This is a genomic window from Macrococcus sp. S115 (assembly GCF_030067655.1).
Taxonomy (GTDB): domain Bacteria; phylum Bacillota; class Bacilli; order Staphylococcales; family Staphylococcaceae; genus Macrococcoides; species Macrococcoides psychrotolerans.
Window position 1 is genome coordinate 20,418 of the sequence record NZ_JASJES010000008.1, and the last position, 26,128, is coordinate 46,545.

32 protein-coding genes and 1 tRNA gene are annotated in these 26,128 nt (G+C 36.2%); 22 read left to right on the forward strand and 11 right to left on the reverse strand.

Annotation, left to right across the window (positions count from 1 at the left end):
• Window positions 1–23 precede the first annotated feature (23 nt).
• The 5 genes from QNJ52_RS09415 to QNJ52_RS09435 all read left to right on the forward strand — a co-directional run bounded on the left by QNJ52_RS09415 (window position 24) and on the right by QNJ52_RS09435 (window position 5,857).
• Window positions 24–1,565, forward strand: coding sequence for an IucA/IucC family protein (locus QNJ52_RS09415; protein WP_283722419.1), 1,542 nt, complete (start codon window positions 24–26; stop codon window positions 1,563–1,565).
• Window positions 1,550–3,193 (forward strand): IucA/IucC family protein, encoded by a 1,644-nt coding sequence (locus QNJ52_RS09420; protein WP_283722420.1) that lies wholly within the window; start codon window positions 1,550–1,552, stop codon window positions 3,191–3,193. The genes QNJ52_RS09415 and QNJ52_RS09420 overlap by 16 nt, the downstream gene beginning before the upstream one ends.
• Entirely contained in the window at window positions 3,171–4,352 is a 1,182-nt protein-coding gene (locus QNJ52_RS09425) for an MFS transporter (RefSeq protein WP_283722421.1), read from the forward strand. The genes QNJ52_RS09420 and QNJ52_RS09425 overlap by 23 nt, the downstream gene beginning before the upstream one ends.
• The gene (locus QNJ52_RS09430) at window positions 4,324–5,439 is read left to right on the forward strand and encodes an alanine racemase (RefSeq protein WP_283722422.1); all 1,116 of its coding nucleotides are present in this window, start codon (window positions 4,324–4,326) and stop codon (window positions 5,437–5,439) included. The genes QNJ52_RS09425 and QNJ52_RS09430 overlap by 29 nt, the downstream gene beginning before the upstream one ends.
• A 73-nt stretch (window positions 5,440–5,512) precedes the next feature.
• Entirely contained in the window at window positions 5,513–5,857 is a 345-nt protein-coding gene (locus QNJ52_RS09435) for an NUDIX hydrolase (RefSeq protein ID WP_219493114.1), read from the forward strand.
• An 8-nt stretch (window positions 5,858–5,865) separates the two neighbouring features.
• Here QNJ52_RS09435 and QNJ52_RS09440 read toward each other — a convergent pair whose 3' ends face one another.
• The 5 genes from QNJ52_RS09440 to QNJ52_RS09460 form a co-directional block, all read right to left on the reverse strand.
• The gene (locus QNJ52_RS09440) at window positions 5,866–6,384 is read right to left on the reverse strand and encodes a hypothetical protein (protein ID WP_219493113.1); all 519 of its coding nucleotides are present in this window, start codon (window positions 6,382–6,384) and stop codon (window positions 5,866–5,868) included.
• On the reverse strand, window positions 6,384–6,905 hold the full coding sequence (locus QNJ52_RS09445) for a DUF3278 domain-containing protein (protein ID WP_219493112.1): 522 nt from the start codon (window positions 6,903–6,905) through the stop codon (window positions 6,384–6,386). Before QNJ52_RS09445 ends, QNJ52_RS09440 begins: the two co-directional genes overlap by 1 nt.
• Window positions 6,902–7,111 (reverse strand): helix-turn-helix transcriptional regulator, encoded by a 210-nt coding sequence (locus tag QNJ52_RS09450; protein WP_144781759.1) that lies wholly within the window; start codon window positions 7,109–7,111, stop codon window positions 6,902–6,904. The genes QNJ52_RS09445 and QNJ52_RS09450 overlap by 4 nt, the downstream gene beginning before the upstream one ends.
• Before the next feature lie 447 nt (window positions 7,112–7,558).
• A complete protein-coding gene (locus QNJ52_RS09455) occupies window positions 7,559–8,104 on the reverse strand; it encodes a hypothetical protein (RefSeq protein WP_283722423.1) in 546 nt (181 codons plus the stop codon).
• A gap of 6 nt (window positions 8,105–8,110) precedes the next feature.
• On the reverse strand, window positions 8,111–8,479 hold the full coding sequence (locus tag QNJ52_RS09460; RefSeq protein ID WP_283722424.1) for a hypothetical protein: 369 nt from the start codon (window positions 8,477–8,479) through the stop codon (window positions 8,111–8,113).
• Window positions 8,480–8,605: 126 nt separating this feature from the next.
• On the opposite strand from QNJ52_RS09460, the gene QNJ52_RS09465 reads away from it, so the two are divergent.
• The 10 genes from QNJ52_RS09465 (at window position 8,606) to QNJ52_RS09510 (ending at window position 14,676) form a co-directional block, all read left to right on the forward strand.
• Window positions 8,606–8,695 (forward strand) — tRNA-Lys (locus QNJ52_RS09465).
• 69 nt (window positions 8,696–8,764) lie between these two features.
• Window positions 8,765–9,271, forward strand: a complete 507-nt coding sequence (locus QNJ52_RS09470) for a GNAT family N-acetyltransferase (protein WP_198550632.1) — start codon at window positions 8,765–8,767, stop codon at window positions 9,269–9,271.
• A gap of 237 nt (window positions 9,272–9,508) precedes the next feature.
• The gene (locus QNJ52_RS09475; RefSeq protein WP_283722425.1) at window positions 9,509–9,862 is read left to right on the forward strand and encodes a TIGR04104 family putative zinc finger protein; all 354 of its coding nucleotides are present in this window, start codon (window positions 9,509–9,511) and stop codon (window positions 9,860–9,862) included.
• Complete coding sequence (locus QNJ52_RS09480; RefSeq protein ID WP_101035858.1) at window positions 9,859–10,125, forward strand: hypothetical protein; 267 nt, start codon at window positions 9,859–9,861, stop codon at window positions 10,123–10,125. Before QNJ52_RS09475 ends, QNJ52_RS09480 begins: the two co-directional genes overlap by 4 nt.
• Window positions 10,126–10,230: 105 nt before the next feature.
• Window positions 10,231–10,434 (forward strand): helix-turn-helix transcriptional regulator, encoded by a 204-nt coding sequence (locus tag QNJ52_RS09485; protein WP_101035854.1) that lies wholly within the window; start codon window positions 10,231–10,233, stop codon window positions 10,432–10,434.
• Window positions 10,431–11,162: a DUF3169 family protein gene (locus QNJ52_RS09490; protein WP_283722426.1), complete on the forward strand. Its 732-nt coding sequence runs from the start codon at window positions 10,431–10,433 to the stop codon at window positions 11,160–11,162. The genes QNJ52_RS09485 and QNJ52_RS09490 overlap by 4 nt, the downstream gene beginning before the upstream one ends.
• A 177-nt stretch (window positions 11,163–11,339) precedes the next feature.
• Window positions 11,340–12,029 (forward strand): response regulator transcription factor, encoded by a 690-nt coding sequence (locus QNJ52_RS09495; protein WP_283722427.1) that lies wholly within the window; start codon window positions 11,340–11,342, stop codon window positions 12,027–12,029.
• 87 nt (window positions 12,030–12,116) lie between these two features.
• Window positions 12,117–13,025, forward strand: a complete 909-nt coding sequence (locus tag QNJ52_RS09500) for an ABC transporter ATP-binding protein (protein ID WP_283722428.1) — start codon at window positions 12,117–12,119, stop codon at window positions 13,023–13,025.
• A complete protein-coding gene (locus QNJ52_RS09505; protein WP_283722429.1) occupies window positions 13,022–13,771 on the forward strand; it encodes an ABC transporter permease in 750 nt (249 codons plus the stop codon). The genes QNJ52_RS09500 and QNJ52_RS09505 overlap by 4 nt, the downstream gene beginning before the upstream one ends.
• 14 nt (window positions 13,772–13,785) lie before the next feature.
• Complete coding sequence (locus QNJ52_RS09510) at window positions 13,786–14,676, forward strand: sensor histidine kinase (RefSeq protein ID WP_283722430.1); 891 nt, start codon at window positions 13,786–13,788, stop codon at window positions 14,674–14,676.
• A 10-nt stretch (window positions 14,677–14,686) separates the two neighbouring features.
• On the opposite strand, the gene QNJ52_RS09515 is transcribed toward QNJ52_RS09510, so the two are convergent.
• Genes QNJ52_RS09515 through QNJ52_RS09525 form a run of 3 tightly spaced genes read right to left on the reverse strand, consistent with a single transcriptional unit; the run spans window position 14,687 to window position 16,609 of the window.
• Entirely contained in the window at window positions 14,687–15,715 is a 1,029-nt protein-coding gene (locus QNJ52_RS09515; protein ID WP_283722431.1) for a sensor histidine kinase, read from the reverse strand.
• Entirely contained in the window at window positions 15,705–16,370 is a 666-nt protein-coding gene (locus QNJ52_RS09520; RefSeq protein WP_219493099.1) for a response regulator transcription factor, read from the reverse strand. The genes QNJ52_RS09515 and QNJ52_RS09520 overlap by 11 nt, the downstream gene beginning before the upstream one ends.
• A 14-nt stretch (window positions 16,371–16,384) precedes the next feature.
• A complete protein-coding gene (locus QNJ52_RS09525; protein WP_101152050.1) occupies window positions 16,385–16,609 on the reverse strand; it encodes a hypothetical protein in 225 nt (74 codons plus the stop codon).
• 579 nt (window positions 16,610–17,188) lie between these two features.
• On the opposite strand from QNJ52_RS09525, the gene QNJ52_RS09530 reads away from it, so the two are divergent.
• A complete protein-coding gene (locus QNJ52_RS09530; protein ID WP_283722432.1) occupies window positions 17,189–18,394 on the forward strand; it encodes a DUF5780 domain-containing protein in 1,206 nt (401 codons plus the stop codon).
• Between the two features lie 389 nt (window positions 18,395–18,783).
• Window positions 18,784–19,143: a hypothetical protein gene (locus tag QNJ52_RS09535; RefSeq protein ID WP_101152052.1), complete on the forward strand. Its 360-nt coding sequence runs from the start codon at window positions 18,784–18,786 to the stop codon at window positions 19,141–19,143.
• Window positions 19,144–19,205: 62 nt separating this feature from the next.
• On the opposite strand, the gene QNJ52_RS09540 is transcribed toward QNJ52_RS09535, so the two are convergent.
• Window positions 19,206–19,964, reverse strand: a complete 759-nt coding sequence (locus tag QNJ52_RS09540; RefSeq protein ID WP_283722433.1) for a GNAT family N-acetyltransferase — start codon at window positions 19,962–19,964, stop codon at window positions 19,206–19,208.
• A gap of 105 nt (window positions 19,965–20,069) precedes the next feature.
• Between QNJ52_RS09540 and QNJ52_RS09545 the strand changes: the two genes are divergently transcribed.
• Both QNJ52_RS09545 and QNJ52_RS09550 read left to right on the forward strand, forming a co-directional pair.
• Window positions 20,070–20,603: a hypothetical protein gene (locus QNJ52_RS09545; protein ID WP_101143840.1), complete on the forward strand. Its 534-nt coding sequence runs from the start codon at window positions 20,070–20,072 to the stop codon at window positions 20,601–20,603.
• 35 nt (window positions 20,604–20,638) lie between these two features.
• A complete protein-coding gene (locus tag QNJ52_RS09550) occupies window positions 20,639–21,061 on the forward strand; it encodes a hypothetical protein (RefSeq protein WP_133433332.1) in 423 nt (140 codons plus the stop codon).
• Between the two features lie 68 nt (window positions 21,062–21,129).
• Here the strand turns inward: QNJ52_RS09550 and QNJ52_RS09555 are convergent, their stop codons facing one another.
• Both QNJ52_RS09555 and QNJ52_RS09560 read right to left on the reverse strand, forming a co-directional pair.
• Window positions 21,130–21,966, reverse strand: a complete 837-nt coding sequence (locus tag QNJ52_RS09555) for a hypothetical protein (protein WP_283722434.1) — start codon at window positions 21,964–21,966, stop codon at window positions 21,130–21,132.
• A 32-nt stretch (window positions 21,967–21,998) separates the two neighbouring features.
• Window positions 21,999–22,562 (reverse strand): STM3941 family protein, encoded by a 564-nt coding sequence (locus tag QNJ52_RS09560; protein ID WP_219521317.1) that lies wholly within the window; start codon window positions 22,560–22,562, stop codon window positions 21,999–22,001.
• Window positions 22,563–22,700: 138 nt separating this feature from the next.
• Between QNJ52_RS09560 and QNJ52_RS09565 the strand changes: the two genes are divergently transcribed.
• The 3 genes from QNJ52_RS09565 (at window position 22,701) to QNJ52_RS09575 (ending at window position 26,005) form a co-directional block, all read left to right on the forward strand.
• Window positions 22,701–24,419 carry an ABC transporter ATP-binding protein gene (locus tag QNJ52_RS09565; RefSeq protein WP_219493088.1) on the forward strand — a complete coding sequence of 573 codons (1,719 nt, stop codon included), beginning with the start codon at window positions 22,701–22,703 and terminating at the stop codon, window positions 24,417–24,419.
• Between the two features lie 118 nt (window positions 24,420–24,537).
• Window positions 24,538–25,512 carry a hypothetical protein gene (locus QNJ52_RS09570; protein WP_283722435.1) on the forward strand — a complete coding sequence of 325 codons (975 nt, stop codon included), beginning with the start codon at window positions 24,538–24,540 and terminating at the stop codon, window positions 25,510–25,512.
• Window positions 25,502–26,005 carry a DUF805 domain-containing protein gene (locus QNJ52_RS09575; RefSeq protein WP_219493086.1) on the forward strand — a complete coding sequence of 168 codons (504 nt, stop codon included), beginning with the start codon at window positions 25,502–25,504 and terminating at the stop codon, window positions 26,003–26,005. Before QNJ52_RS09570 ends, QNJ52_RS09575 begins: the two co-directional genes overlap by 11 nt.
• Window positions 26,006–26,128 lie beyond the last annotated feature (123 nt).

Consider the following 26,128-nt stretch of genomic DNA (forward strand, 5'->3'; position numbering starts at 1 on the left):
TTTACAAAAAAAGGAGTTTATTTATGCATTTAATTCCGGAAACATTAAAAAATAAAGCATTGCATTACTTTAAACATTTGGATGAACAGACATTAAAGAAATATTACTCGGAAGCTGAGCGAGAGATCAATGGTCGAATTCAAGCATGCAGTATTGTTGAACGCATTGAAACAGAAGACTTTGGAGAGATTGAAAAAGAAATTACAGATTCAATACATAATTTGACGTTAAGTTTGATTCAATACGAAGAAGACAGACAGCAATTTGGTGGACAATTTAAAAATATATTCGAATTTGCGCATCATTTTAATGTGAAAGCAACGATATTCGAACAATGTGTTACGTTAGGACATCCTTTTCATCCTATGACGAAAACAAAACTTGGATTAACTTATGAATCAGTACTCCGTTATGCACCAGAATTCAGAAATTGCGTAAAAATTATACCTCTGATTATCGATAAGTCATTAGCAGGACACTTCGGAACTGTACAACTCCCAGTTAGCTATATGGAACAGATTTACGAAATAGCAGCACAATATAATATAAAGCACCCAGAGATTATATTCATTCATGAATGGCAGCTTAACCATTACTTCAACGAACATACCTCGTTATTAAATAGCAAAACATGTATCCCGATTGAAAGTTTATCAGTAACGGGCTATCCGTTGTTATCATTTCGAACGTTATACGTACCAATGTTCAAGTGTGTCATTAAAGCTGCTGTAAATGCACAGGCGACAAGCGCAGTGCGTAACGTATCCCCAGCATCAATTCATAACGGTGTATTACTTGGGAAATATGTCAGCAAATTGTACGAGCAATATGATGGATGTTTTATACAGCAGGATCTGGGCGGTACTTATTTGGAGCAATCACCACACGAAAATAAATTAAGTTATATGATGAGAGAAACCATTTCTTATGAAAATCATCAGTATGCGGTTGTTTGTGCAAGCTTAATTTCAAAGAGCTTTATTACTGATCAGGCAATTGTGATTGAGGCGATTGATATTATAAGGCATCATCAGCGTATTTCACGTGAAGCGGCAGCAATGATATTCTTCGAAAAGTACACGCACATACTACTTAAAGCAACTTATCGACTCATGCTCGAACATCAGATCAGTCTGGAAGCGCATATGCAGAATAGTTCTATCGTTTTAGAATACGGTGTGCCGAAAGCGATATATATTCGTGACTTTGGAGGTATTAGAATATCCGATGATTCTGTTCATATTGATAAGCGTACAGGATTATTTACTGATGATTTTGAAGATTTACTTTCAGTATTCACACATGCAGTACTATACAATCATCTGTTCCAGCTCATAAAACCTTTATCAACTTTCGCAAATGAACAAAAACTCTATGACACTATCTATCAGGAGATTGCCACGATTAACGACACTTATAAGCCACCTGTGAATGTTCTGAAACAAAGAAAACTTAAAGTGAAATCACTACTTAAAATGCGTCTGTACGGAGATAGTTATGATTATAAATATTCAGAAATAAAGAATCCTTTAATGAAGGAGGACTTTCGATGTGGGAAAGCATAGTACAATCTCATAGCAATGAAATAGGTTCTAAAATTATACATGATATACAGCGTGCAAAACATTTAACGATGGATAAGATTATCCGTGCAATTATAGAAGAACAAATTCACCCGTTTACACTCGTTTCAAATCATGAGGACAAAGCTGCATTTATGACCAGTGATGCTTTCTTTTATTATGATAAAGTGACAGGAAGTGTAACTGTTAATGACGAAACAATTACTGATCCGCTTGAATTTCTGAAATGGTGTGCTGCGCAATCAACAGCTTATGACTATACCTCATTTATAGCAGAGATTGAAAATCATCTCATTAACCAGTCATTAAGTTTCATTCATTGCGCACATATAGAAAAGGCGGATCATCCTCTTTTAAAAGGAGAACAATGGGTCGTTACAGGTCACAATATTCATCCTTGTGCAAAGACGAAACTCGGCATGTCATATGAAGCGGTCATGCGTTATGCGCCTGAGTATAATCATACATTTGAATTGAACTGGATACTCGTTAAAAAGGACATACTGTTCAATAATTTAGAAGATGATCAAATAGAGCAGTTGATTGCATTCAGTGGGTATCAGAATGCTATCGACGATGCATATCATTTGATCCCTGTACATCCGTATCAATATGAGCATATATTGCCGGAAGTGTACAAAGAAGAGATTGCAGCACAAGATATTATTATGCTTGATTACGAAGGTGGACGCGTGAAAAGTACATCATCATTCAGGACGGTATGCCCAATTGATGCACGTTATCCGATTGTGAAGTTACCTGTTCATTCACAGATGACATCAACGATTCGTTCCATCAGTAACAATAGTGTCATCAACAGTAAAGCGATTAGCGACTACTTTAAGTGGATATATGAGAGTGATGATGCACTTGCGCAGTTGAGTACGCCGATAATGGAATATGGTGGTATGACATATGAACATGAAAGTGAAGCGAAACAACGTAATTTATCCTTCATATTAAGAGAGAACAGTACTCAGGAATTCAAACAGTATGATGATGTATTCGCTGCGACTTGTCTGTTTGAGCGTGATGAGACAGACGATAAAATTTATAAGCGCTTAATCTATCAGTCCAATCAAAGTGCTTCAGCATGGTTTTATCGTTATACGAAATTGCTGCTCCATACGGCGATCCCTTTAATGGCGACGTATGGAATTGGTCTTGAGGCACATATGCAGAATATTTCAATCGCATTTTTAAATGGTAATACGGTCCATCTATATTATAGAGACTTTGGTGGATTACGAATTGATATATCAAGAACAGCAGGTAAATTACAGTTAAATGAAGGACTAACATGCACGACAACAGAAGGAATGCACGAAAAGGTCGTCAATACGTTGATAGCGAATCATTTAACGACCGTTATCGATCACATCTCACAAGATTATGAACTGCACCCCGATGAACTATGGCGCATTGCAGCAGAATTGCTTATGCATACATTTGAAATGCTGAGTGGTAATGATATTCAGCAGGACTTTGAAAGCTTTACGTCAGCGCATCTCAAACAAAAAGCATTGATGACGATGCGTTTATCGTCCGACAAAAATGATTTATACATCTATAAGGAAAACCCGCTACATGCGCAGTTTATTAAGAAATAATCAGCCGCTGCAGCGTTTTTTCCTAGGACAGCTCATACAGCGGACGAGTGACTGGATTGATATTATTGTACTTAACTGGGCGATACTACAAATAACACATGATCCGATGGCGCTCGCATTGCTGAATATGATGCGCTTATTACCACAATTAATCTTCGCGTTTATTACCGGAAAAGTAGTGGACTGTATGCAGGCCATTAAGCTGATGTATACTGTTCATGCTTGTAACATTTTGCTGACGGTGATACTTTGTTTTAGTTTTTATGAACGACAGCTTTATATGATTTATGCGGTTATTGCTGTACGTGCTTACGTTCAGTCAATTGATAATATACAGAGAAATAAAGTATTGCCGAACTTTACAGCAGCAGACAAATTAAAACAAATTATCAGCATGAATGCATTACTCATTAATATAACGCGAATTATCGGTCCGTTCATCGGTGGAATATTGCTCGCGTACACGACATATGAACTATTGCTGCTCATACCAGTATTAAGCAGTGTGTGCGTTATATTACTCAATAAAACATTGCCACACCAAAACGTCCAATATAAGGAGCATAATATTGTGCAATATTTTAAAACACATAAAGTCATCCTGCATATTATGATTACGAGTATGATATCGATGTTTTTCGGCTTTTCCTTCACAATTGTCCTGCCGATTATAGTGAAACAAACATTAAATCAAGGTGCGCTGATGTATGCGGTGTACACAGCGGTACTCGCACTCGGTTCTGTTACCGTACTGATGTGCTTTATGGATCAGCATAAACAGACAACGATATGCGCATTAAATCAGTGGTCGGTACTCTTTTCACTGTCCATCGTGATGATGCTGGTGCAGCACACCTATATATTTATGATTGCAATTTTTATAATGGGATTTGCATCGCAAGGATTCAGAACGACGCACCGCGTTTTAGTGCAGCAATATACTGAAGAACAATATAAAGGAACAGTACTCTCCGTTACGATGATGGACCGAGGATTTATACCACTTGGTGGGATGATGCTTACGTATCTATATACTACATTCGGTATTAATGTTATGTTTACAACAATGTTCATCGGATTAGTGTGTGTGACGTTACTATGCATCTATATGAAATGGGAGGAGAAAAGGGATGGAACATATATACAAAGTGTTAAGTAATACGAATAAAGATTACTACATTTACGACTTACAAGCATTAGAAGAACGTATCGAAAGCATTACATCAATGCTCAATCACGATGTATATTATGCTGTGAAAGCGAACAGTCATCATCGAATACTCAATACACTGTTACCATATGTAAAAGGTTTTGAAGTCGCATCCATCGGTGAAATTGAAAAAGTAAGACAAATATCAAGTGATGCAGCAATTATATACGGTGGACCGGTTAAAACAAGTGAAGATCTGGAATTTGCAATTACAAGAAATGTCTCATCTGTTCAGGTGGAAAGTTTGATTGAACTTGATACACTCAGCACATTAACAACATATTATGAATATGACCTTAATATAAGTCTACGTATCAATTTAGCAGCAGTGAACACAAATGCAACATTAAAAATGTCAGGCGCAACGCAATTTGGATTGCCGGAAGAAGAAATATTTGAAGCAATGTACATTATTCAGGATGCGCCACATCAGCACTTTGAAGGACTGCACTTTCATGCGATGAGTAACAATCTCGATGCACAAAAACACGTGGCGTTTATTGAACAGGCATTAAACTATCAGCATTCTGCAATTGATGGCGACGTAATTATTAATGTCGGTGGCGGAATTGGAATAGATTATCAGGAAATTGAAACGTTTAATTTTGGACAGCTTTGTGAAGCGGTAAATGAATTACCACGCATGAAATTTGAACTCGGACGTTATATCGTCGGACCAGTTGGATATTATGCTGCAAATGTATATGACATAAAAACGATGCATCACGAAAACTTTGTACTACTAAATGGTGGGACACATCATTTCAGATTTCCAAAAGCATGGAACCATCACCATGCACATAGTATATATCAAACTGATAGTCAGCAAAAACGTAAGAAGACATTGAGTAACGCCTCTACGTATTACGTAGGAAAACTATGTACACCAAATGACGTTTTCGGACAAAAGTATGAAGTAGACACAATAAACACAGGAGACTGGGTCATATTCCATAATGCCGGCGCATATGGATACGACATCAGCCATATAAACTTTTTGTCACACCCACAACCAGAAATCGTGTTTGTAGGGTGAGGAGGAAACCCGAGTATGAAGAATACTCGGGTTATTTTTGTGTTAATGTATAATAGAAAAGAGGAGGATGACGATGATACATTACAAATGCGCGAATTTAGTACATATGAAAGATGGTAAGTTATTACTCGTAAAAGTTAGAGAGAATGAGCATTACTATTTACCGGGAGGAAAAATTGAAACGGGGGAAGATGACCGTACATCATTAGAAAGAGAGTTGCGAGAAGAGTTGAGCTTACAACTTGATAGAGAAAACATGCTGTACTTATATACCGTGACCGGTCTAGCATATCCGGATACAGATAAAACAGTGGAATTACGTTGTTATCGTTATGCCGATGATATTGGAGAAATTCACATGAACAGCGAAATTACTGATGTGAAGTATATAGATATTAATGAAAAAGAATCATTTTAAAGACTCCTTTAATATTTTTTGTTTATCATTAGTTTTCCTAAAAAATATAATGCTACAGTCAATATAGATGCTTGAGCCATAGCGCCTAGAACGTCGAAGAAATCAAGCATAATAGGTTGATTGAAAAATAAGTGGCCTACATATAATTCGTATATAAGACTGGATAAAACGAGCAATAGAAATATATGAACGCTTTTTAACTTCAAAGAATTGATAGAAAGTTTATAATGTGCCTCATCATATACTTCCACATATTGATTATGAATTGTTTTCATCAATTTATTGCTTAAGACGGAAGTATATAAAAAGATAAAAAGGAATAACAGGAATAATAAAGGTGTTGCAATTGATAGTTGCTTAAAGATTACATCACTAATTAAACTGATGTAGCAAGATGTAAGTAATAAATAGAAACTAATTACTGCAGCTTTAGCTAAAATCTTGATAATAATTGACTTTTGATATTCATCACGAGCATTGACATAGCCTACATGATATTTCATTACTTTTTCATTGATGGTATACATTACTCCACCTCATCTTCTGTTACTTTTTTTATTTTTGTTCGAGCTACAAAATACATCATTGTACCAAAGAAAGCACCACCGAGAACCCATATAAGCAGGTTAAACCAACTGAATTCATACTTTTCTCCAGAAATTAATTTGAATAAAACTTCCATAAGCAGATACATCGTACTACCCCAGTATAATCCGATTTTAACGCTCTGTAATTTCACCTTTTTTAATTCAACTTTATAGTCATCATGTGTATAATATTCTGATATATCAACCTTGGTTTTTCTAATATGATTAAGAACAAATATGCTTAAAACTTGCTGTGTAATAAAAAAAATTATCGTTCCGGCAGAGATAATTTGATGATATAAATCCCAAGCTAAACTGCCTAACAACAAGATAGGAATGAGTAAAAAAATATAATTAAAACAGTTAGTTAAAATTATATATCCTTGCTGGCGTTGGTATTCGTCATTTGTCATATCTAACCCAGTAAATGCGGAAAGATAATCGCAATCTAATTTTTTCATTCTGAATCTGCTCCTTCGATGTTTACCCAGAATAGGGTGTTTAAATCAGTATTTAAAGCTTTCGCAATTTTGATGCACAAATCAAGTGAGGGATTGTACTTATCATTCTCAATTAAATTAATAGTTTGTCTTGAAACTTGAACCTTTTTTGCAAGATCCAATTGTGAAAGTTTAAGCTCTTTTCTGTATGTACGTACATTGTTCATATTATTTTCTCCTAGAAATGTCGTATATATATGACATATACAATATATAACATATTTTTTAGAGTGTCAAATATATGTGACATTTTATTTAGTTATGAAAAAAGTGACGAACTATGTGAAAGTTCGCCACCTAGCAGTCGAGATATGTGCGACGGCCATGTATAAGTGCCGAACAATGTGAAAGTTCGGCACCTAGCAGTCAAAATATGTGCGACGGCCATGTGTAAGTGTCGAACAATGTACAAGTTCGTCACCTAGCAGCCCAGATATGTGCGACGGCCATGTGTAAGTGCCGAACAATGTGAAAGTTCGGCACCTAGCAGTCAAAATATGTGCGACGGCCATGTGTAAGTGTCGAACAATTTGCAAGTTCGTCACCTACACCCCAACACGCGACACCCTCCATACGCTGCAACCCCTCCTACGCTACAAACTCCCATACCTACCTTACTCTTTCAATGTCACGACACCATTTTTAATATGCACCGTATCGCCACTTTCTATACGATCATAAATTTCTTTTGACACGACATATAAGCGTTCTCTTCCATTTCGCTTAACGCTTATCGTATACGCTTTTCGGTTGCCGAGTTGTTGTCTGATTAAAGCTTGCTGTCTTTGCACGTTTGAAGAATGTCCGTACATAGCACCGTAAAATATTTGATTGTTCACGAACTGATTATGAGCAGCTTGATATTTCATTGGTCCAGAAAATTTACTGCGCATAGGAGGTGCAAAGGTTACTGCGTTTGATTTTGCACGCTGCATATTTCTCGAAGAACTCATACGTGATGTACTGTTCATTCGACTCATTGTGTTGATGCGTGATGCATTCATTGCCGCTCTTGAAGTCGTTGAAGCACGGGCTGCACTGCTGCTCGCACTCGAACTCGTTGACGATGAACCCGACGAACTCGTCGTACCCCCTGCATCAATGGTTTCGGGTATTAGCATCAATAACATCACAATCGCAAATATTTTTAATAACTTCATAGTCATCTACTCCACAACAGATTTTTTCTCGATCTTAGCATCGAATTCGCCTTCGTTGTCAAAGATGATATAAGGCTGTCTGAAGATATGGATATCATCTTTTTTCACTAAAATATAAGGCTTCGCATTCTCATCTTTAAGAATATGTTCTACGACATTCTCTGTATCAAATCGCTTAGATTTTAACTTGTTGTTGTCCTTGTAACCGACTTCCATGGACATCTTGCTCTCACTGCCGTTATTCAGCACTTCTGCATAGACGAGGTCATACTTCTTAACATTCTCACCAGATGCATCTGGTGCCTCTTTTTCTTTCGCATTCCCACATGCTGCAAGTAATAATGTTAATATTACGATATAGCTTAATCGTTTCATGTGTCCACTCCTTTATATACTGTTAATTTCACTTTATAATAACATTTTAAATTAGACAAAGAAAATTTAACAATAAACTTGAAATATGTCTGTTTTTATCATATAATATTCAGGTAATTGAATTTTGGAGGGATACCCAAGCCTGGTTAAGGGGACCGATATTTATATCGGTTAGAAGCTTTATAGCTTGCGTTGGTTCAAATCCTTCTCCCTCCGTAGACCGAGATCAGAACATGATGTTCTGGTCTTTTTTTTGTGTTATATTTTAACAAAAGGAGTGATGACATGATTCAACCATGTACAATAGAGGACAAGCAAGCATTGCAGCATATCGCATATCAGACATTTGATGAAACGTTTAGAGCTCAAAATAAAAAAGAAAATATTGATCATTACTTGAAGACGGCTTTTACAGATGAAAAAGTAGAACGAGAACTTTCAAATCCACATTCATTCTTCTATTTTATATTTCATGAAGAACAGCTTGCCGGCTATTTAAAGTTAAATATAAAGGACGCACAGACTGAACCCTTTGATGAACATCATCTGGAAATTGAGCGTATCTATATTCTGAAGCAATTTCAGAAACATGGATTAGGAAAAGCACTATACCAGCATGCACTTCAAAAAGCACGTGCATTATCATGTGAACACATCTGGCTCGGTGTGTGGGAGAAGAATACAAACGCCATTGATTTCTATCAGAAGATGGGCTTTACGAAAGTCGACCAACATGCATTTTTCATGGGCGACGACGAACAGATAGATATTATCATGTTAAAAAATATATAGAATTTTATCCTCGATATGGTATATTTTAGGTAAGAGGTGATCTAGGTGCTCAGTGACCAATTCAAAAAGGCGATGATGATCTATTTATCAATTTCTGTATTGATGTTAACTATAGCAATCTATCTCTACGAATACCTATAAAATCTTTCATCGCCTAGATACTGATAAAGGTAAAATTGGTCTTGCCATGATGTGTATGCACAAAATAAACAGCAGAAGATAATAGGGGGCTTAAAGATGAAATGCGTACACTGTAATCACAAATTCACTTTTAAAGAACGCATGAAAGCGGCATGGAAACCTTCTATGGATACTATCGTCATATGTCCGAAGTGTGGCGGTAGACAATATATCTCAAACAAAAGAATGGCGAAATCATATGGATTAATGCTGTTAGTGGAACTCATACTGATCATAGCAGCGCCACTAATTAAAATACCCATACCCCTCCTTACAGTCTTGATGATTATCGCGCTTGCTTTAGTCATCGTGCTATTTCCGTTATCACTGAAACTCGTCGCTGAGAAAGATGGATTGCTTGAAGAACAGTTTCGGGAGATGGAGGAGAAACAAAAGAGGAAATCGCTATGACAAAACAATATTATTTGATCACTACAATTATTATGTTCATAATTAATACCATCGTTATTTCAACGATGGTGATTTTGCAATACATTTTAGGGTTTGCAAATGAATATATAGATTATATGTATAGTGATGGAAATACATATCATTCATTAAATCACAATAATATCTTCTTAAGCTATGTCAGCTTTGTACCTATCACACTTGCTGTAATTTCGTTAGTTACACTTTATGAATACAAAAATTACGATAAAAATAATCCCGCATGACAATGTCATGTGGGATTTATGATAGTCATTTTGACTAATATAATTGTCAAAATGACTATCATAAATTACAATTAGATTATAAATGATTGAAAGGAGCTGCGCCTATTGAAGAATCGATTAAAGGAACTCCGTGCAAGAGAGGGATATAATCAAACCCAGCTTGCCAAACTTGCGCATGTTTCAAGGCAGACGATTTCACTTATCGAACGCGATGATTTCATGCCATCTATACTAACCGCTGTTAGAATCGCTAGAATATTTAATGAACGGGTAGAAGATATATTTATATTTGAGGAGGATGAGTTATGAGTAAGAAAAAGAATAGTGGATTTCTAAAAATAATGATTGGAATGGCTTTCGGTGCTATCGCAGGATACAGTATTCCTGCACTCTACGATGCAGTAACATCACTTCAAGCAACATATAATATAAAAATCCTTTGGTATATCGTGCCCATATTATTTGTGATTGCTTTATACTTATATTTTAAGTCTATCCATCAATTTAAAGCGATGAACAGTGATATCAATTTATCTGAAGATGATCGGTTTATCTACCAAGTGACCCATCATAATAAAGCATCAGCAAATGTAGTGAATGCCTATCATATATTGTTATTATCGCTTTGTTTAAGTATAACGATATTAATTGAACCTGAGACGTCACATATTATCATATTCGCTGTATACTTTATTGCGTGTGCAATATTTTATACATTCATCAGTAAACAGACGGCTAAAGTGTTAGCGGCATATCCGATGATAACAAACAGTGACGTGTCGATCGAGTTTGGAGATCCAAATTTGATGGAGAAAGTGATTGATGGCATTGATGAAGGTGAACGCTTAGTAATGTTACGTTCATTATCAAAGACATATGAGATTATGATACTCATGCTTTCAGTGATACTCATGCTTCTCGGAATATATCAAGCAGCTACTGGGGAAAATCAGTACTTGGCCATGTTTGCAATTGCTGCAGTACTTATTTACTCAACAGTTGTATACTATAAGAAGAACGAGGAATTTAACCGTTAAGGAGCTATGGACAAATAATCTTCTGGATACCAATGTCGAAGAAAAAAGTATTGCTGAAAAAATTAAAAGGTATGGAACCGGAACAAGAATAAAGTAACTTTAAAGAGTATAAATAATCCAGCACACATTCACGTGTACTGGATTATTTTTTGGTATCATCGTATTTGATGTTAAACTATGAGTAAAACTTACTTAAAAGGTGAAGTCATGGCACATATATTAATTATTGAGGACGACAGGGATATTGCGGATTTATTAGCACTTACATTAAGCGGACATTATGATGTGACGTTGGCACATGATGGTAAAGAAGGTTATATGTATATTAAGGAACAGGCGTTTGATCTGATCTTGCTGGATCTGATGATGCCTTACATGAATGGTAAAACGTTGCTAGGCGAGATAAAGCATCATACAAATACGAAAGTGATTATTATTACGGCTAAGCATGAACTTGAACATAAGGTGAACTTGCTGACTCTTGGTGCGGATGATTATATTACAAAGCCTTTCTATCAGGAGGAGGTGCTGGCGCGTGTTATGGTACAGCTTAGGAATGTGGAGAAAGGGGGCAGTCTTATCACGCATAGAGCATTGGAGCTGGACACTGAGAAACGTGAAGTGACTCTGAATAATAAAGGGATTCAGCTTACGAATTCTGAGTTTGATATATTGACGATATTAATGAAGCATCCGGAAGTACCGTTATCAAAGCAGAAGATATTCAACGCACTCGGGAATGGGACGTATGTTGGTGATGATAATACTGTCAGTGTGCATGTGTCGAATATACGAAAGAAATTCAGTCAGATTACTGATGAACCATATATTAAGACGGTATGGGGGATTGGATTCATGCTCATATAAATCTTTATGATTTCTTTAAACTTTTCTTAAAGGATTTTAACAGTCGTTTCATTACAATGATATTAATTAATCTTTAAGGAGGGTATTATGGAATCCATCATCAGAACACATCAGCTCGAGAAGACGTTTAAAACGAATAAAGGCTTAAAACCAGTGGATTTCCAGTTATTCAAAGGTGAAATCTGTGCGATTATCGGTAAGAACGGTGCAGGAAAATCGACTTTCTTCAAACTGCTGGCAGGACAATTACAGCCAACTGGTGGAGAAATGGCTTTCTTCGATTATGCAGCAGCAGAGTCGAATCGTGCGCGTAAACGTATGGGATTTATGATTGAAAGTCCTGAATTCTTTGCAGATCTTACAGCTTATGAGAATTTGAATTACTTTAGATTACAACGCGGTATTAGCAGTAAGGATGCGGTTAAACGCGTGATTGAAGCCGTGGATCTCTCAAAATATCCTGCAACACGCTTTAAGGAATATTCAATGGGAATGAAACAAAGGCTTGGCTTGGCACTTACGTTAATGGCAGGCCCAGACTGTCTTGTACTCGATGAACCGACAAATGGGTTAGATGCTGAAGGGATTTCAGATATTCGTAAATTACTGCTCAAGTTAAATAAAGAACAAGATATCACGATTCTAATATCAAGTCATATCTTGTCAGAATTACAACTCGTCGCAACGCGTTTTCTCTTTATCGATAAAGGTCAGGTTATTGAGGATATCTCGAGAGAAGAATTACATAACAGAAACCGTAAATCACTGAAATTAATTGTCGATCATCCATCACGCGCAGCACGTGTATTAGAAGAAAGCTTCGCGGACTTAAAGTATACAGTATTGCCGGATAATACGTTAAAGCTGGATAATCATGTAGAACATGCAGCACAGATCAACAGAATATTGATGCAGCATGATATCGATGTGAAAGAAATTATGACAGAGACGAATAGTCTGGAAGATTACTTCTTAAACTTAGAGGTGACGCCATGATGAACTATATGAGAAGTGAAGCGTATAAGTTACTTAGAACAAAAGGGATATATATCACTTATGCACTCTGTATTATGCTGCTGATAATTGCCGCACTGACGCTTTATTATTTTGGGCATAACGGGGAGTACTTCCCATACTATAGAGCAGACTTCTACTATAACAATGTGTTTGGAATGTGGCTTTTCATTGTGATGATAGGTGCAGTAATCAATTCATTCCTGACGAATAAAGAGAGTAAGCGTGTATTAAAACAAAGTATATCGTTTGGGATTTCTAGAGCAACGATCTACTTCAGTAAATATTTAGTAGCGCTTATCGCATTTACAATCCTATGTATACTAGGTACTATTGTGCTGCTGACATGTGGACAGCTGTTCTTTCCGAAAGACACGCGTGCAGTAGAGGAGTTCCTGCTCTCACTCATTAACTTCTCACCGATAATACTCGGCGCATTTAGTCTCGTACATGCACTTAATATGGTGATTCGAAGAGAAACAACAGCAATTGTATCATTTATATTCATCCTGCTTGGCACATCTACAGTAGCTTATATTCTCACTAAGATAAATAAAGCTTTTGACGTATTCTACAACCTCACACCAAAAGTGCTGAGTGATAGAGTGCTGTCAGAATTTATGAATCATAATGTAGAATTAAGTGCAGACTTCTGGATATCTAGTCTCATTATCACAACTTTGAGCTTATTCATTGGCTATCAACTATTTAAAAAAGAAGACTTCTAGAAAAGAGGAGAAATATGGGTATCGCATTCATTATTATAACGCTTGTATGTATCGCATCTGTAGTACTGAATGCGATGTACTATTATGACCTGAAGCGTATTGCACGGCAGTTAACGGAAGTGAGTCATAGGGCACACACAAACGAACGCATCCGCACGGAGACGCATTTGAAAAGAGTGAACGACGTAACAGATGGTATTAACGGACTGATTGATAAACAAATATCAGAACGTGTACACTATCAGAAGGATCTGCAGGCTCAAAAAGAAGAGTGGGCGAACGTGTCACATGACCTTAGAACACCACTGACATCACTTCGTGGATATATGGAAGTGATACAGAAAGAGACAATGACAGAAGCGGAGCGTACGCATTACTTAACGATAATGGAACGTAAAATAGATGATCTGATAGAACGTATCAATACATTCTATGATGTGTCGTTAATAGAATCTGAAAGTATTCAATTAGAGCGTGAATATATAGCAATTAACAGTATTATCAACGATGTCCTGCTGCTCTACTTCAGAGAAATCGAACATAAAGACCTCGACATACAAATTACAGAAACAACGCACGAAATCTATATTGATAAGCAAGCAACCCTCCGTATTATTAACAATGTTATTGTTAATGCGCTCAGATTTGCAGAGCGCTATATCCATATATACTATGAGCACTCTGGAGACAAGCTTACTGTAACGATTGAAAATGATATGAAAGAGAAAGTAACCAACCCAGCTAGACTATTCGAACGTTCTGTAATGGGAGATTCGAGCAGACAAGGGACACATAACGGACTAGGGCTATATATCGTGAAGAAACTGATGGAACTGCAGGACGGCACTGCACATATTGAAGTGAATGAACAAGTATTTAAGATACAGCTCGTGTTTGAAAATTAATTAAAACAAGTCAGGAGTATGATACTTCTGACTTGTTTTTTAAATTAATCACATACTTTGTACCTTGTTTAGAAGACGTAACAAATAACCCTAAATTCATCCGTTCACAGATACTATTGATAATACCGCTACCTGATTTTTGAGGAGGATTACTGATAACAGTAAATCCAATACCATAATCTTCGATAATGAGCTGAGAGTTATTCAATTTAATTGAAATTTCACCTGTTTTAGAATGATGAGTAATATTTGAAAGGATATTATCAAATAAACGCTCATATAAAAGCTGGTCTCCATTCCAGATAATATTCTGGTCAATATTTGTTATTATTGTGATTTGTTTTTTCTCAAGTAAGTATTGCCATTTATCTAAAGATTTATTTAAAAGCTGGCTAATATTTATATCATCCAGAAATAAATATTGGTTCTGTAAATCTACTTCTGCAGCCTCGCTCACCTTTTTAACAAGCTGACTTGTGTAATTGATCCTAGAGTATATATGCTCTATTTTTTCATCAGGGATGTGATAGTCGTCTGCAAGTTCATAAAGTTCAAGTGTAATAGCTGTCAAAGGTGTATTAATATCGTGCGATAGTTGCTGGATATGTTCGTTTTTTGTTTTTAAATTTGTATCAAGCAGCATTTCTTTATGTCTTAAGCGATCAATTAATTTATTGATAGTTTGAGCGAGTAAGTTGATTTCATCCTGGCTATTCTTTGATACTTCAATTTTATTTGGATAAATATCTTTGTAAATAATTTCTTCAAGTGTATTATCCAGCGCGGTGATTCTTTTGATTGTATTTTTGAAGAATTTAGCACCAATAATAACAAAAATGAAAAGTAATAAAAAATAAAATAAATAAAAGTTTACATATAAAAATGAACTGCTAAACTTTTTATCTACATTTAGCATTGAAAACAATGTGGTGTGTATAAACAGGAACATATAGTTAAGTAAGATAAAGCTGATAGGAATAAGCACAATACATACAGACATAACGAAGTAATATTTGCGAATAAGACTTTTATTCTTCATGTGACACCATCCTATAGCCAATTCCGTAAATTGTTTTAATTATTTTAGCATCATGATCCTGTAGCTTCGAACGTAGTCTCTTAATATATGTATTTAATAGATTATCGAATTTATCTTCATCAAACCAAATATAGTCAAATAACTGCTCTTTCGTTAGTACAGTGTTCAAATTACTGAATAAATAAAAGAAAAGCTTATGTTCAGTTTTGGTTAATTTAATAACCTCATCTGATGCGTCATATATAATGTGATTAACAGTATCTATTTTAAAATTATGGAATGTAGTAACATCGTCAATATAATGTTTATCTAATAAATTTTGAACTCTAGCTATAAGTTCTAGTGGATGAAAGGGTTTAGTGATGTAATCTTCACCGTTACTCAAACCTTGCAGTTTTGTGTCAATATCATTTCTGGCAGACATGAAGATAATAGGGATATTAGAGAACTTCCGAATGTCTTGCGTAATTGAAAGCCCATTATCATAAGGGAGCATAATATCCATTATGATTAAATGCATATCAACCAGTTGTTGAATAACATTTTCTCCGGTTTGATTAATGAATATATTTAAACCTTTTGATTCTAAAAGCCTCTTTAAACTATGAAGTATTATTGTATCATCTTCTATGATTAGCACATTAAACCCTTTCATTTCACTATCCCTCGCTACTTATTAATCAATACAAATCCGATTCCATAAAACACGATATATCCTAAGAACAATAAAAGAACTGGTAGATACTTTTTATTATTTTTAGTCCTATCTTTAGGTTTAACTTCATTGAGTAATGCAATGATAAAATTAAAGATATAAACGAACGCGATAACTATTGCTGCACCTAAACAAAGCATTGCAATGATAATAAACCCTACTCCAATATTATTTTCCATTAATATCTCCTCCTTTATGATAACAATATATAATCCAAATCTGAATAAATTATGAATTTCATATAAAAATCGCAATTGAAATAAAAAAAGTTAAATTTTTTTAAAATATATTGAAACGGAAAATCATATATTATTAACAGATATCCGCAATGTTTAAAATTGAAGTGGAACTTTGATATTTTTTATTGAGCTAGGTCAACTAGAATCTATTGAGAGTGAATATCCTGAATATTTGTTAGCGTTAAATCAATTTAATAAGACAGCGAATTGCGAAAGTATACAGAAACTGAACGCACTGAATTGGATATTGGACAAATACATTAAAGGAGAGCGATGATATATTAAATTTAGAAAAAATATATACACACTTTAAATAGCACATGGAAATAGTTGATGAAGTTAATAAAATGAGGAAATAAATCCATAAGAAAATATAGTGCCCCCCTTAAAGTTGAACCTTAAAATTCAGCTTTAGGGGTGTTTATTTTAATAATTGAAATATTTTCCTTGAATTAATATTCCATACAAATGACCATTATTTTATAATATTAATTAAATAAAATAAAAGGGGAATGGATAATGTTTAGTTTTAAGAGAATTATGACAGTAGTCATCGCTATCGCATTGTTAGGAATCTTTGGGATAATTTCAATTCCATATGTAAAAGGCGAGCGAGAAGTATTTAAGAGTGAGAAAGTAAATGAACAGAAATCTAAAACAAGTGAAACAAAGAAGGAAGAAAAATCAGCTGCTAGTAAATTAGAAGAAGCGCTCAAGAAGCAGGATGTTTATGCGTTTGATGCAAAGTATGTCGTGCAGCATGATGACTTGAAAGCTTTATACCCTGATATGTTACAAGCGCTTGTTAAAAATAATACGAATAAGGATATTCGTGATATACAGTATGGTTTTGTAGCGTGGGACAAGAACGGATTACCAATTAAGATTAAAGGAAGTATTGATTTCGGAAAGAGCTACTTACGCGGTGTGAACGGAGATGCTGTAAATATTCCTGCGAAAGGTGAGTTCGGGAAGGCACATGGGTTTGAGATTGAAGCGAACCTTGGGATCGATACCTTTAAACCGGTAGTCGTCAGCTATACAGACTTTGAAGGGAAGAAATGGGATAATCCAAGTTTAGATGAATTTATGAAAGTATATGAAGGTAAACGATTGAAAGATATTAAAGATGGTAAGGAGTACGTGTTCTATCGAAACGGAAAGACGAAACAACCAGAAAAGTCTGAAACAGCGACTTTACCGGAAGATTTAGACCAGAAGAAGCTTGATGAGATCAGTAAGAACATTGAAGAAAAAAGCAAAATCTCTAAAGAAGAATTAGAAGCATACTTAGCATACCTTAGACTTATGGGATTCATTGCATACCTTGATGCCTATGAAGCGCTGTACGGGATAGATGACATTTATGGTTATTACGAAGTAGAAGAAACAGATCCGAGTGACTACAATTTCGACGACTACGACTTTGAAGACTATGAGGAGGAAGATGTCGACAGTTCAGAAAGTGATACAGAAGAATGGACTGACACGGAAGAAGATTATGACACGGAAGAAGATTATGACACGGAAGAAGATTATGATACTGAGAGTGAAGAAGAGGACACGGATGAACCTGTGACGGAAGAATCAATTGAAGAATCGATTGAAGAAGAAACAATCGAAGACGAGACGATTGAAGAAGAATCAAGTGAAGAAGAACCAGAAGAGCCATCAGAGGAAACATATGATAGTGAAACGAGTGTTGAAGAAGATACAGTGGAGTAGAATGGAAATCACAGTCTTCAGAGACTACTATTTTTGATTTTACGAATAAAGTCAATCTATAAAAAATAATTGAGAAAATAAAAAACCTCACTGACACAGTGAGGTGTTGGTATGAGTACCACTTTAACGCTTTAAGCTTATTTTAACTTAACCATGATCTTTTAGGATGAAGTGAAACACGTGTTCTTCTATAATAACGATAATCAGAATACACTCATATTCCTCACACCTATTATTGGGATAGTTGGCACATTCTTCGGTTTCATGATAGAAAAAGGATAGCTAAGAGCATTTATTCTTTTATTAAATATTCTTGTTGCTTCCAGTACCGGGTTAGTGATATTTTTCGGTACATTAATATTTGGTCTATAGCAGAAAGGTGGAGCTCCATGAATTTGCGTTCAGGTTTATTAATTTTCTTTTTTATGATGTTCGTTCTATCAACTATCTATAACATTTATACAGAGATAATGAGTGACAATATCGCTGATTCATTAGGTGGCTTCTATAGCTTATCAGTGCCGATGCTGGCATTAGCATTTTATCCTGATTTAATAGATAAATCCTCTCGAAGTATCCCGGTGTTTGTATATAGATTATTGATATTTGTTTACGCTATTGTATTATTTAGTTTTATGATTAAATACCATGCATCTTGGTTCTTATTATTCTTTGAAGGTGTCATGGTTCTAGTGACGGGAGTATTAGTATATAGTACGTTCAGAAGGCTGATACAAATTGAGAAATAAAAAGACGCAGGGGACTGCGTCTTTTTACGTAGTATATGATTTCAAGTTTTACTGAATCAATTTTAATCACTTGAATGCGGCGCCAGCAACAGTTCATAGCGCTCAGCTATCTTTTCATAACCTTGTCGCTGATACATATCGCGTGCGGTATCGTTTCCATCTGCAATAAGGAATACCTGCTTGCCATGTGCCAAGTCATACACCGCTTCTTGCAGGCGACTCCCGATACCACGTTTACGATACGTTTCAATCACATAGAAGTCATCGATTTCTACCGTCTTGTCTTCTATAATTGCTTCTATCTTACCGGCAGGCATATTGTCTATGTATGCGACAATCTGTAGTATGTTATGCTTTAACAAATCACGTCTATGTGTCTCGTCTTTCAACTTTACAAAGTCTTCTCCGTACTCGATTTCTCCTGTAGCACAGACCTTTAGGAAGTCATCGAATATTGGTCCGTCCTGTGTAACTACCTCGCAAACGACCTCATCGTTACGTCTTAACTGCTTCGGATGCTTTAGCTCATACAATTCCATCATCTCTAGGTTACAACCATGTGATTTCGCATAAGCGATAATTGATTCCGGAATCACTTCGTTGTCAGGAAAGATGAATAATAGATGCTGTTGATGATGTTTCATATGAAAATCATGCTGATACGATAGATCTTCTTTAAATAGTTCTAGCGTCGGCATCTCTTTATATTCGAAGTAGTTTGCGTAATACTTAATCAACTGACTCGGCGTATGGTAGTGAATATAACGAGCGTTTTCTTCTAATATGTCCGCGGTATTATGTGTATCTTTAAATGACAGCATGTTATTACCTCGCTTTTTATTATTTATTATACATGATTTTATATACACTATATATATTACAGTAATTGTATTAAAATGGTATTAATATGATAAAAGAGGTGCTACATGGATAAAACGGATTTCAAGAGAACGTTTCAATATTTTATAAAGAATTTATTTAACTTTAAAGGGGAACTGCCGTTTCATCTGTATAAGAAGCTGATGACTATCCCGTTTATTCTTTCGCTTGTTATGATTGTCTTATTTTTTATCTACATATTCCAAGATTTTAGCTACCCCTATGACGATTATTCGATGGAAGAAGCAGCACGTCGTGAAGGCTTGGATCAGTTCAAGCGATTTAGTTTTTTCATAGGATTATTCTCCTTACTGTATTTATCATCTTTATCTACAGAGATAAAACGATTCAGATTTCTAAGGAAGTCACCAGCTGTGTATTTATTACTTGGATTCATAGGTTTACCTATAATCTATGCGTATAGTTATTATTCTAACGTTATTATGCATAGTACGAGTACCGTCGGCATATTACTCATCATTTTAATACCGTGGTTTGCGAACAATAAAAATAAACCGACCGACCGCGACAAATTGTATGAAGACTATGATTTTGAGGATATCGAAAAGTTGGAACAGTGAAGTTATATTAAAACATATAGAAAGGATGTCATGATATGACGAAGAAACTATGGCTAAATTATCTTATCTATGGAACCATTGTAGTGATGTTATTATGGTTATTGATTGATAGTGGCGTGCAGCAGGAACCGTTTATATTTACTTTTCTTATAGTAGTTTTAATTGGACCATTCTTTATCATTCCTCACGAAACAAGGCTCAGACAGTTACTTCATACAGATCGACTGGCAGGGTTAGAGCAACGTGTAGCACAGAAGAAGTACGAATATACAGTGCTTGCAGTGATGTTGATTATCTCTTTGTTATTGCATATGTATTACAAGATGAATGATATGGATACATCAGGGTTGTTCGGTTTTACGGTTGCTATTTTCGGTGCAGCAGTAGGTACGAACATGAGGCATATTGTTGATAGACAGGAGATAAAAGAAATAAAAGAGAAATCCATGTTGAAGTGAATAAACTGCACCCGAAAGTTAGATTTTAAGGCAAACGTTCAGGGTGCAGTTTATTTGTATTAAGCCTTTTATTTCTTGGGTAATGACTTAATCTCATCACGCTTACCATTTAAAACATCGTCTAAATATTTACCGTATAACCCTTCATCATCGTTAGAAATTAAATGACCATAACCTTCCAGCACGATACGTTTTGTATCCCATCCCTGACTTCGATAGAAAGCCTCACTTTCCTTACTTTTCTTTAATGTATTAAAGCCTTTTGCGTATTTGTCAGTACCGTCATCATGTTCTCCTGCAATCCATGTTAATGGGAATGATTCCTGGATGACGTCACTTTTGGGTAATGTATCTGTAATACCTTCAGACTTCGGTGAGCCTCCACCACCAAATAATACGGCACCACCGCGTTGCACACCTGCTTTCTTCAAATCATGAAGCAACCAGTATGCCACTTCTTCAGAACCTCCCGAGAATGACCCGATCCATAAGTTGTCGTGAGCTGGTAATGTGCGAATAAGCTCGACGAGATATTCATTATTCTGCTCCCCGTTTGTCCACCAAGTCTTGTCCTTACTTGGCGTCTTCGGTACAATGAGCGTTAATTGATGTGCTGCAGCTGCCTGTTTTATACCGTGTGGTCCTTCCAGATAATACTTTGTATCAGGTTCATAAAATTCTGCTGCCCCGTCACCATGTAGCCAGAGCAACGTTCCTTTTGCGTGTTTTGCAGGGTAGATAAGATAGTTAATCTGCGTACCATCACTCGTAGTGAAGTGTTCAGGATTATTTGCTTTGTGGGTTACAACATGCGTCTTTTTATTCGCGATGATAATGAATAGAGTAATCAGAACGATTAAGCTGAAGCATATAATAATAAGTTTATTTCGTGATGTATTTGTCATAGCGCATCCTTTCGAACATTAATATGTATATATTATAAGTCTTTTAGGTGTTTAAGTTCGCCAGCTTCGTAGTTAATCGCATTACCATACTTTGCATGATAGTCCTGCATTATAATCGCCAGGTCATTTGCGTCCATACCTTTTGCATTTTGCGTCGTAATATTGATATGTTTGTATCCAATCTTATTATTCAGACGCATCGCTTTTTTTGACATCGCGTTTTGACTTTTAAGCAATTCATGAAAATTTTCAACTTCAATCGACACGAATAATTTCCCGCCCATAGTTGTCAATGCAATGTCTCTGACATCTGTCCATTTAATGAGTTGATCTTTCGTTGAGATCGCACTGGAATAATCATAGAAACCTTCGTTGTTCAGTATCACGAGGTCATGGCCATCAATAAGTAATTTAATATGATGGAAAGAAAAGAAACCGAATATTAATAAAATGAAAATACCAAATAAAATGGCGAACAATGTATTATATTCGATTCCTATGTATAGAAAAAAAGCGCCTAGTGCAGTAAGGCCGAGGGACATAAAGGTTACAAAAGCTTGTTTTACGATACTTTTTCTGACTATTAATTCATCCATGTTCTGCATCCCTTCCTATATTTGTGTATTATTATACCCTAATCTTTGCAAATAAAACTTAAAAGGACATCTATATCAAATACCTGTCTGTCCTATGTTAAAATATACATATTATATTAAAGGGTAGAGGTAACTCATATGAAATCATTCTTTGAATACTACAAGCCGTATAAGGGTTTGTTTATGCTGGATTTTGGTTCAGCGGTATTTGTCGGCGTACTGGAGCTCATCTTTCCATTAATGACGAGTTTGTTTATTGATAAGCTGTTACCGTCGAAAGACTGGCCGAATATCGTGCTTGGTGCGGTCGGCTTGTTTTTAGTGTTCGGGTTTGTCACGATCCTTAAATTTATCGTGACTTACTGGGGGCATAAGCTCGGGACAAATATTGAACGTGATATCCGGAATGAACTGTATCAGCATATGCAGCGTCTGAACTTCGGATTCTTTGACCGTAATAAGACAGGAAAGCTCATGGGTCGGCTGACGAATGATCTGATGGATATCGGTGAACTTGCGCATCACGGTCCTGAAGAGGTGTTCGTTGCCGTGATGACGGTCATTGGTGCGCTGATTATTATGCTCACGATTGATGTAAAGCTTGCGTTAATCACGTTTTGTATCGTACCGCTCATCTTCGCTTTAACGTTATACTTTAACCGTAAGATGACGACGCAGTTCCGCAGATTGTTTGGCAATGTATCTGCGTTCAACGATGTCATCAGTGAGACAATCGGTGGCATTCGTCTAGTACAGGCATTCACGAATGAACGTTATGAGAACGAACGTTTTAAAGAGACGAATGAAGACTTTAGACGTACGAAATTAAAGGCGTATAACTACATGTCGTGGAACACATCGATTGGTTATATCTCACAGAAGTTTACATTGATCATTGTATTGATATTAGGCTGTTACTTCGTATTACAGAACATGATGAGCTATGGAGAGTTTGTTGCATTTATTATGATTACGGATATATTATTCAAGCCGCTACAGTCGATTAACCTGATCATCGAACTCTTCCCGAAAGGTATTGCTGGATTTAGCAACTTCAAGGAAATTATGGCGACAGAACCTGCTGTTAAGGATAGCGCTCATGCCGTAAGCTTCGAACAAGTACCGGAAGAGATTGTCTATGACCATGTGACGTTCAAGTACGGCGAACAGACGATTCTTGACGATCTATCGTTTTCAATTCAGCGCGGGGAACATATCGCACTTGTCGGACCGAGTGGTGGCGGCAAGACGACAATCTGTTCATTGCTGCCGAGGTTCTATGATCCATCGCACGGCAAGATTACTATGAATGGACAGAATATAAAGGACTATACGTTAGCATCTCTGCGTAAACAGATTGGTATCGTGCAGCAAGATGTATTTCTCTTTAGCGGCACATTAAAAGAGAATATCGCGTATGGGAATTTGGAAGCGACAGATGAGGAGATTATGTGGGCAGTAGAACAAGCCCAGCTGAAAGCGTTTGTTGATACGTTGCCAGAGGGTATAAACACGATTGTAGGAGAACGCGGTACGAAGTTATCGGGGGGGCAGAAGCAGCGTGTTTCTATTGCGCGTATGTTCTTGAAGAACCCGCCGATTATTATACTGGATGAGGCGACAAGTGCGCTTGACGTTGAAACAGAGAATCGTATACAGGCAGCATTTAAACGCTTATCAGAAGGGCGTACAACACTGACGATTGCCCACCGTCTGTCAACGATAAGAGATGTGGACCGAATTCTTTTTATAGAGAATGGGCGCATCGTTGAAAGTGGCAGTCACGACGACCTCATCGCACAGCAAGGTAAATATTATCGATTACAGCAGGCACAATATGCACAAGTCATGTCTTAAGCAAGAACCGACGAATCATTCGTCGGTTTTTTTGATAATAAAGATTAAATTGACACTTAATCCTATTTAGAAGTATCATGTAAATAATGGAAGAAAATACAAATGAAGTGTGGGATGGATGATGAAGAAAATATTGCTCGGTTTATTTATTGTGTTCTTAGCAATTGGCGCGATAAGGGATACGAAAGATTATGTGTTAGGTAACGACCTCACAGATCTAGAAGTGGAATCAGGGTTATATAGTGGACAATATTTAGATTATGAAGAGGCGTCAAGTGCAATGAGTGATGCAATGGGTGAGAAATTTAGCGTCAAAGCAAATCACGCAGATCGCACTTTCAAACTGCCGAACGGTCATTATTATTCATGGAAGATGATGGACGGAGATTACAAACGTTCACAATACTTATATACCGGATTTATCGAAAACATCTCAAAGGACACGACGGAACTGACATTTCCAGAGAATGAATTTAATCTGGTCAGTGTAAATGGAAAGTTCGAACAAAAAACATGGGATATCAAGAGTAAGGCTGGAGTGCATCATTTTCAGTCAGGTGCATTCAGTAAAGCGACAAAACTTGAAGATCGCATCATGACAAATGACGATGAATCAGAAGGGGTTACTGTAGCAACAGAGCTGAAAGATGGCGTTATTCAGATGAACGAAAAGGGTATATGGCTCAATAAAGCGAACAATAAGGTTGGTATGAATGAACCGATGAAAGCATTCGATACAGAAGAGGCAGCAGTAAGTGCTGCTACGCAGGAAGTATTCGGTAAGTCAGTCGGCGTAATTAAATCTAAGAATATGAACTTCCATATCTATCAGAATAAAGTAGATGCATTTAATGAATATACTGTCATATCTGTACGTCTGAAAGAGCAACAATATTATGCAGGTCAGTATGAACGCTTTACATTTATAGCAGATACAGTGGTTGATACTCACACAGAAGAAGCGGTGGAAGGGATAACTTATAAACTTCACTTCCAGCATGATGTAGACAAACTGAAGCAATATAAGAAACAGTTGAAAGATGGCCATATGTACATTGGTGTAGAAGTAAGAGGTGAAGATTATGGAAAATAATATGTCGATTAAAGATGCATTTATAGCATTCTGGACGAAAGGATTCACATTCACAGGACGCGCACGCCGCAGAGAAGTCTGGCTGAATATACTTGCGAACATCATTATTGGATTGATTCTTACAATCGTAGTCTTGTTGCTTGAGATAATGACTGGCGGACGTTATCATGTGATGGATCATTACGGATTTGTAGCAGGTACGATATTTCCATATATCACTACTATACCAACGATGGCACAGGCAAGCCGCCGATTACATGATATTAATATGAGCGGTAAAATTGCAATCGTCATCACAGTATTATCAGCAATCTTAAGTTTTATCACAGAACAAATGACAGGCACGTTTCCGGTAAACTTAGATACAATATCATTACCAATTATATTAATTACGCTATTCACAGTTCTTGGAGGATTGTTCTTATTTATCATCAATTTCATTAAAGGTAATGAAGGCGATAATAAGTATGGCAAAGACCCGAAACGCATGTAGAAGATGCACCCAACTCCATGCAGTTGGGTGTTTTTTATGTTAATAGTATATTATTTATTGATAAACGATAAATAATTATTGAATTTCATAAATAGTAATGGTAATATGTAAGTGAACAAAAAT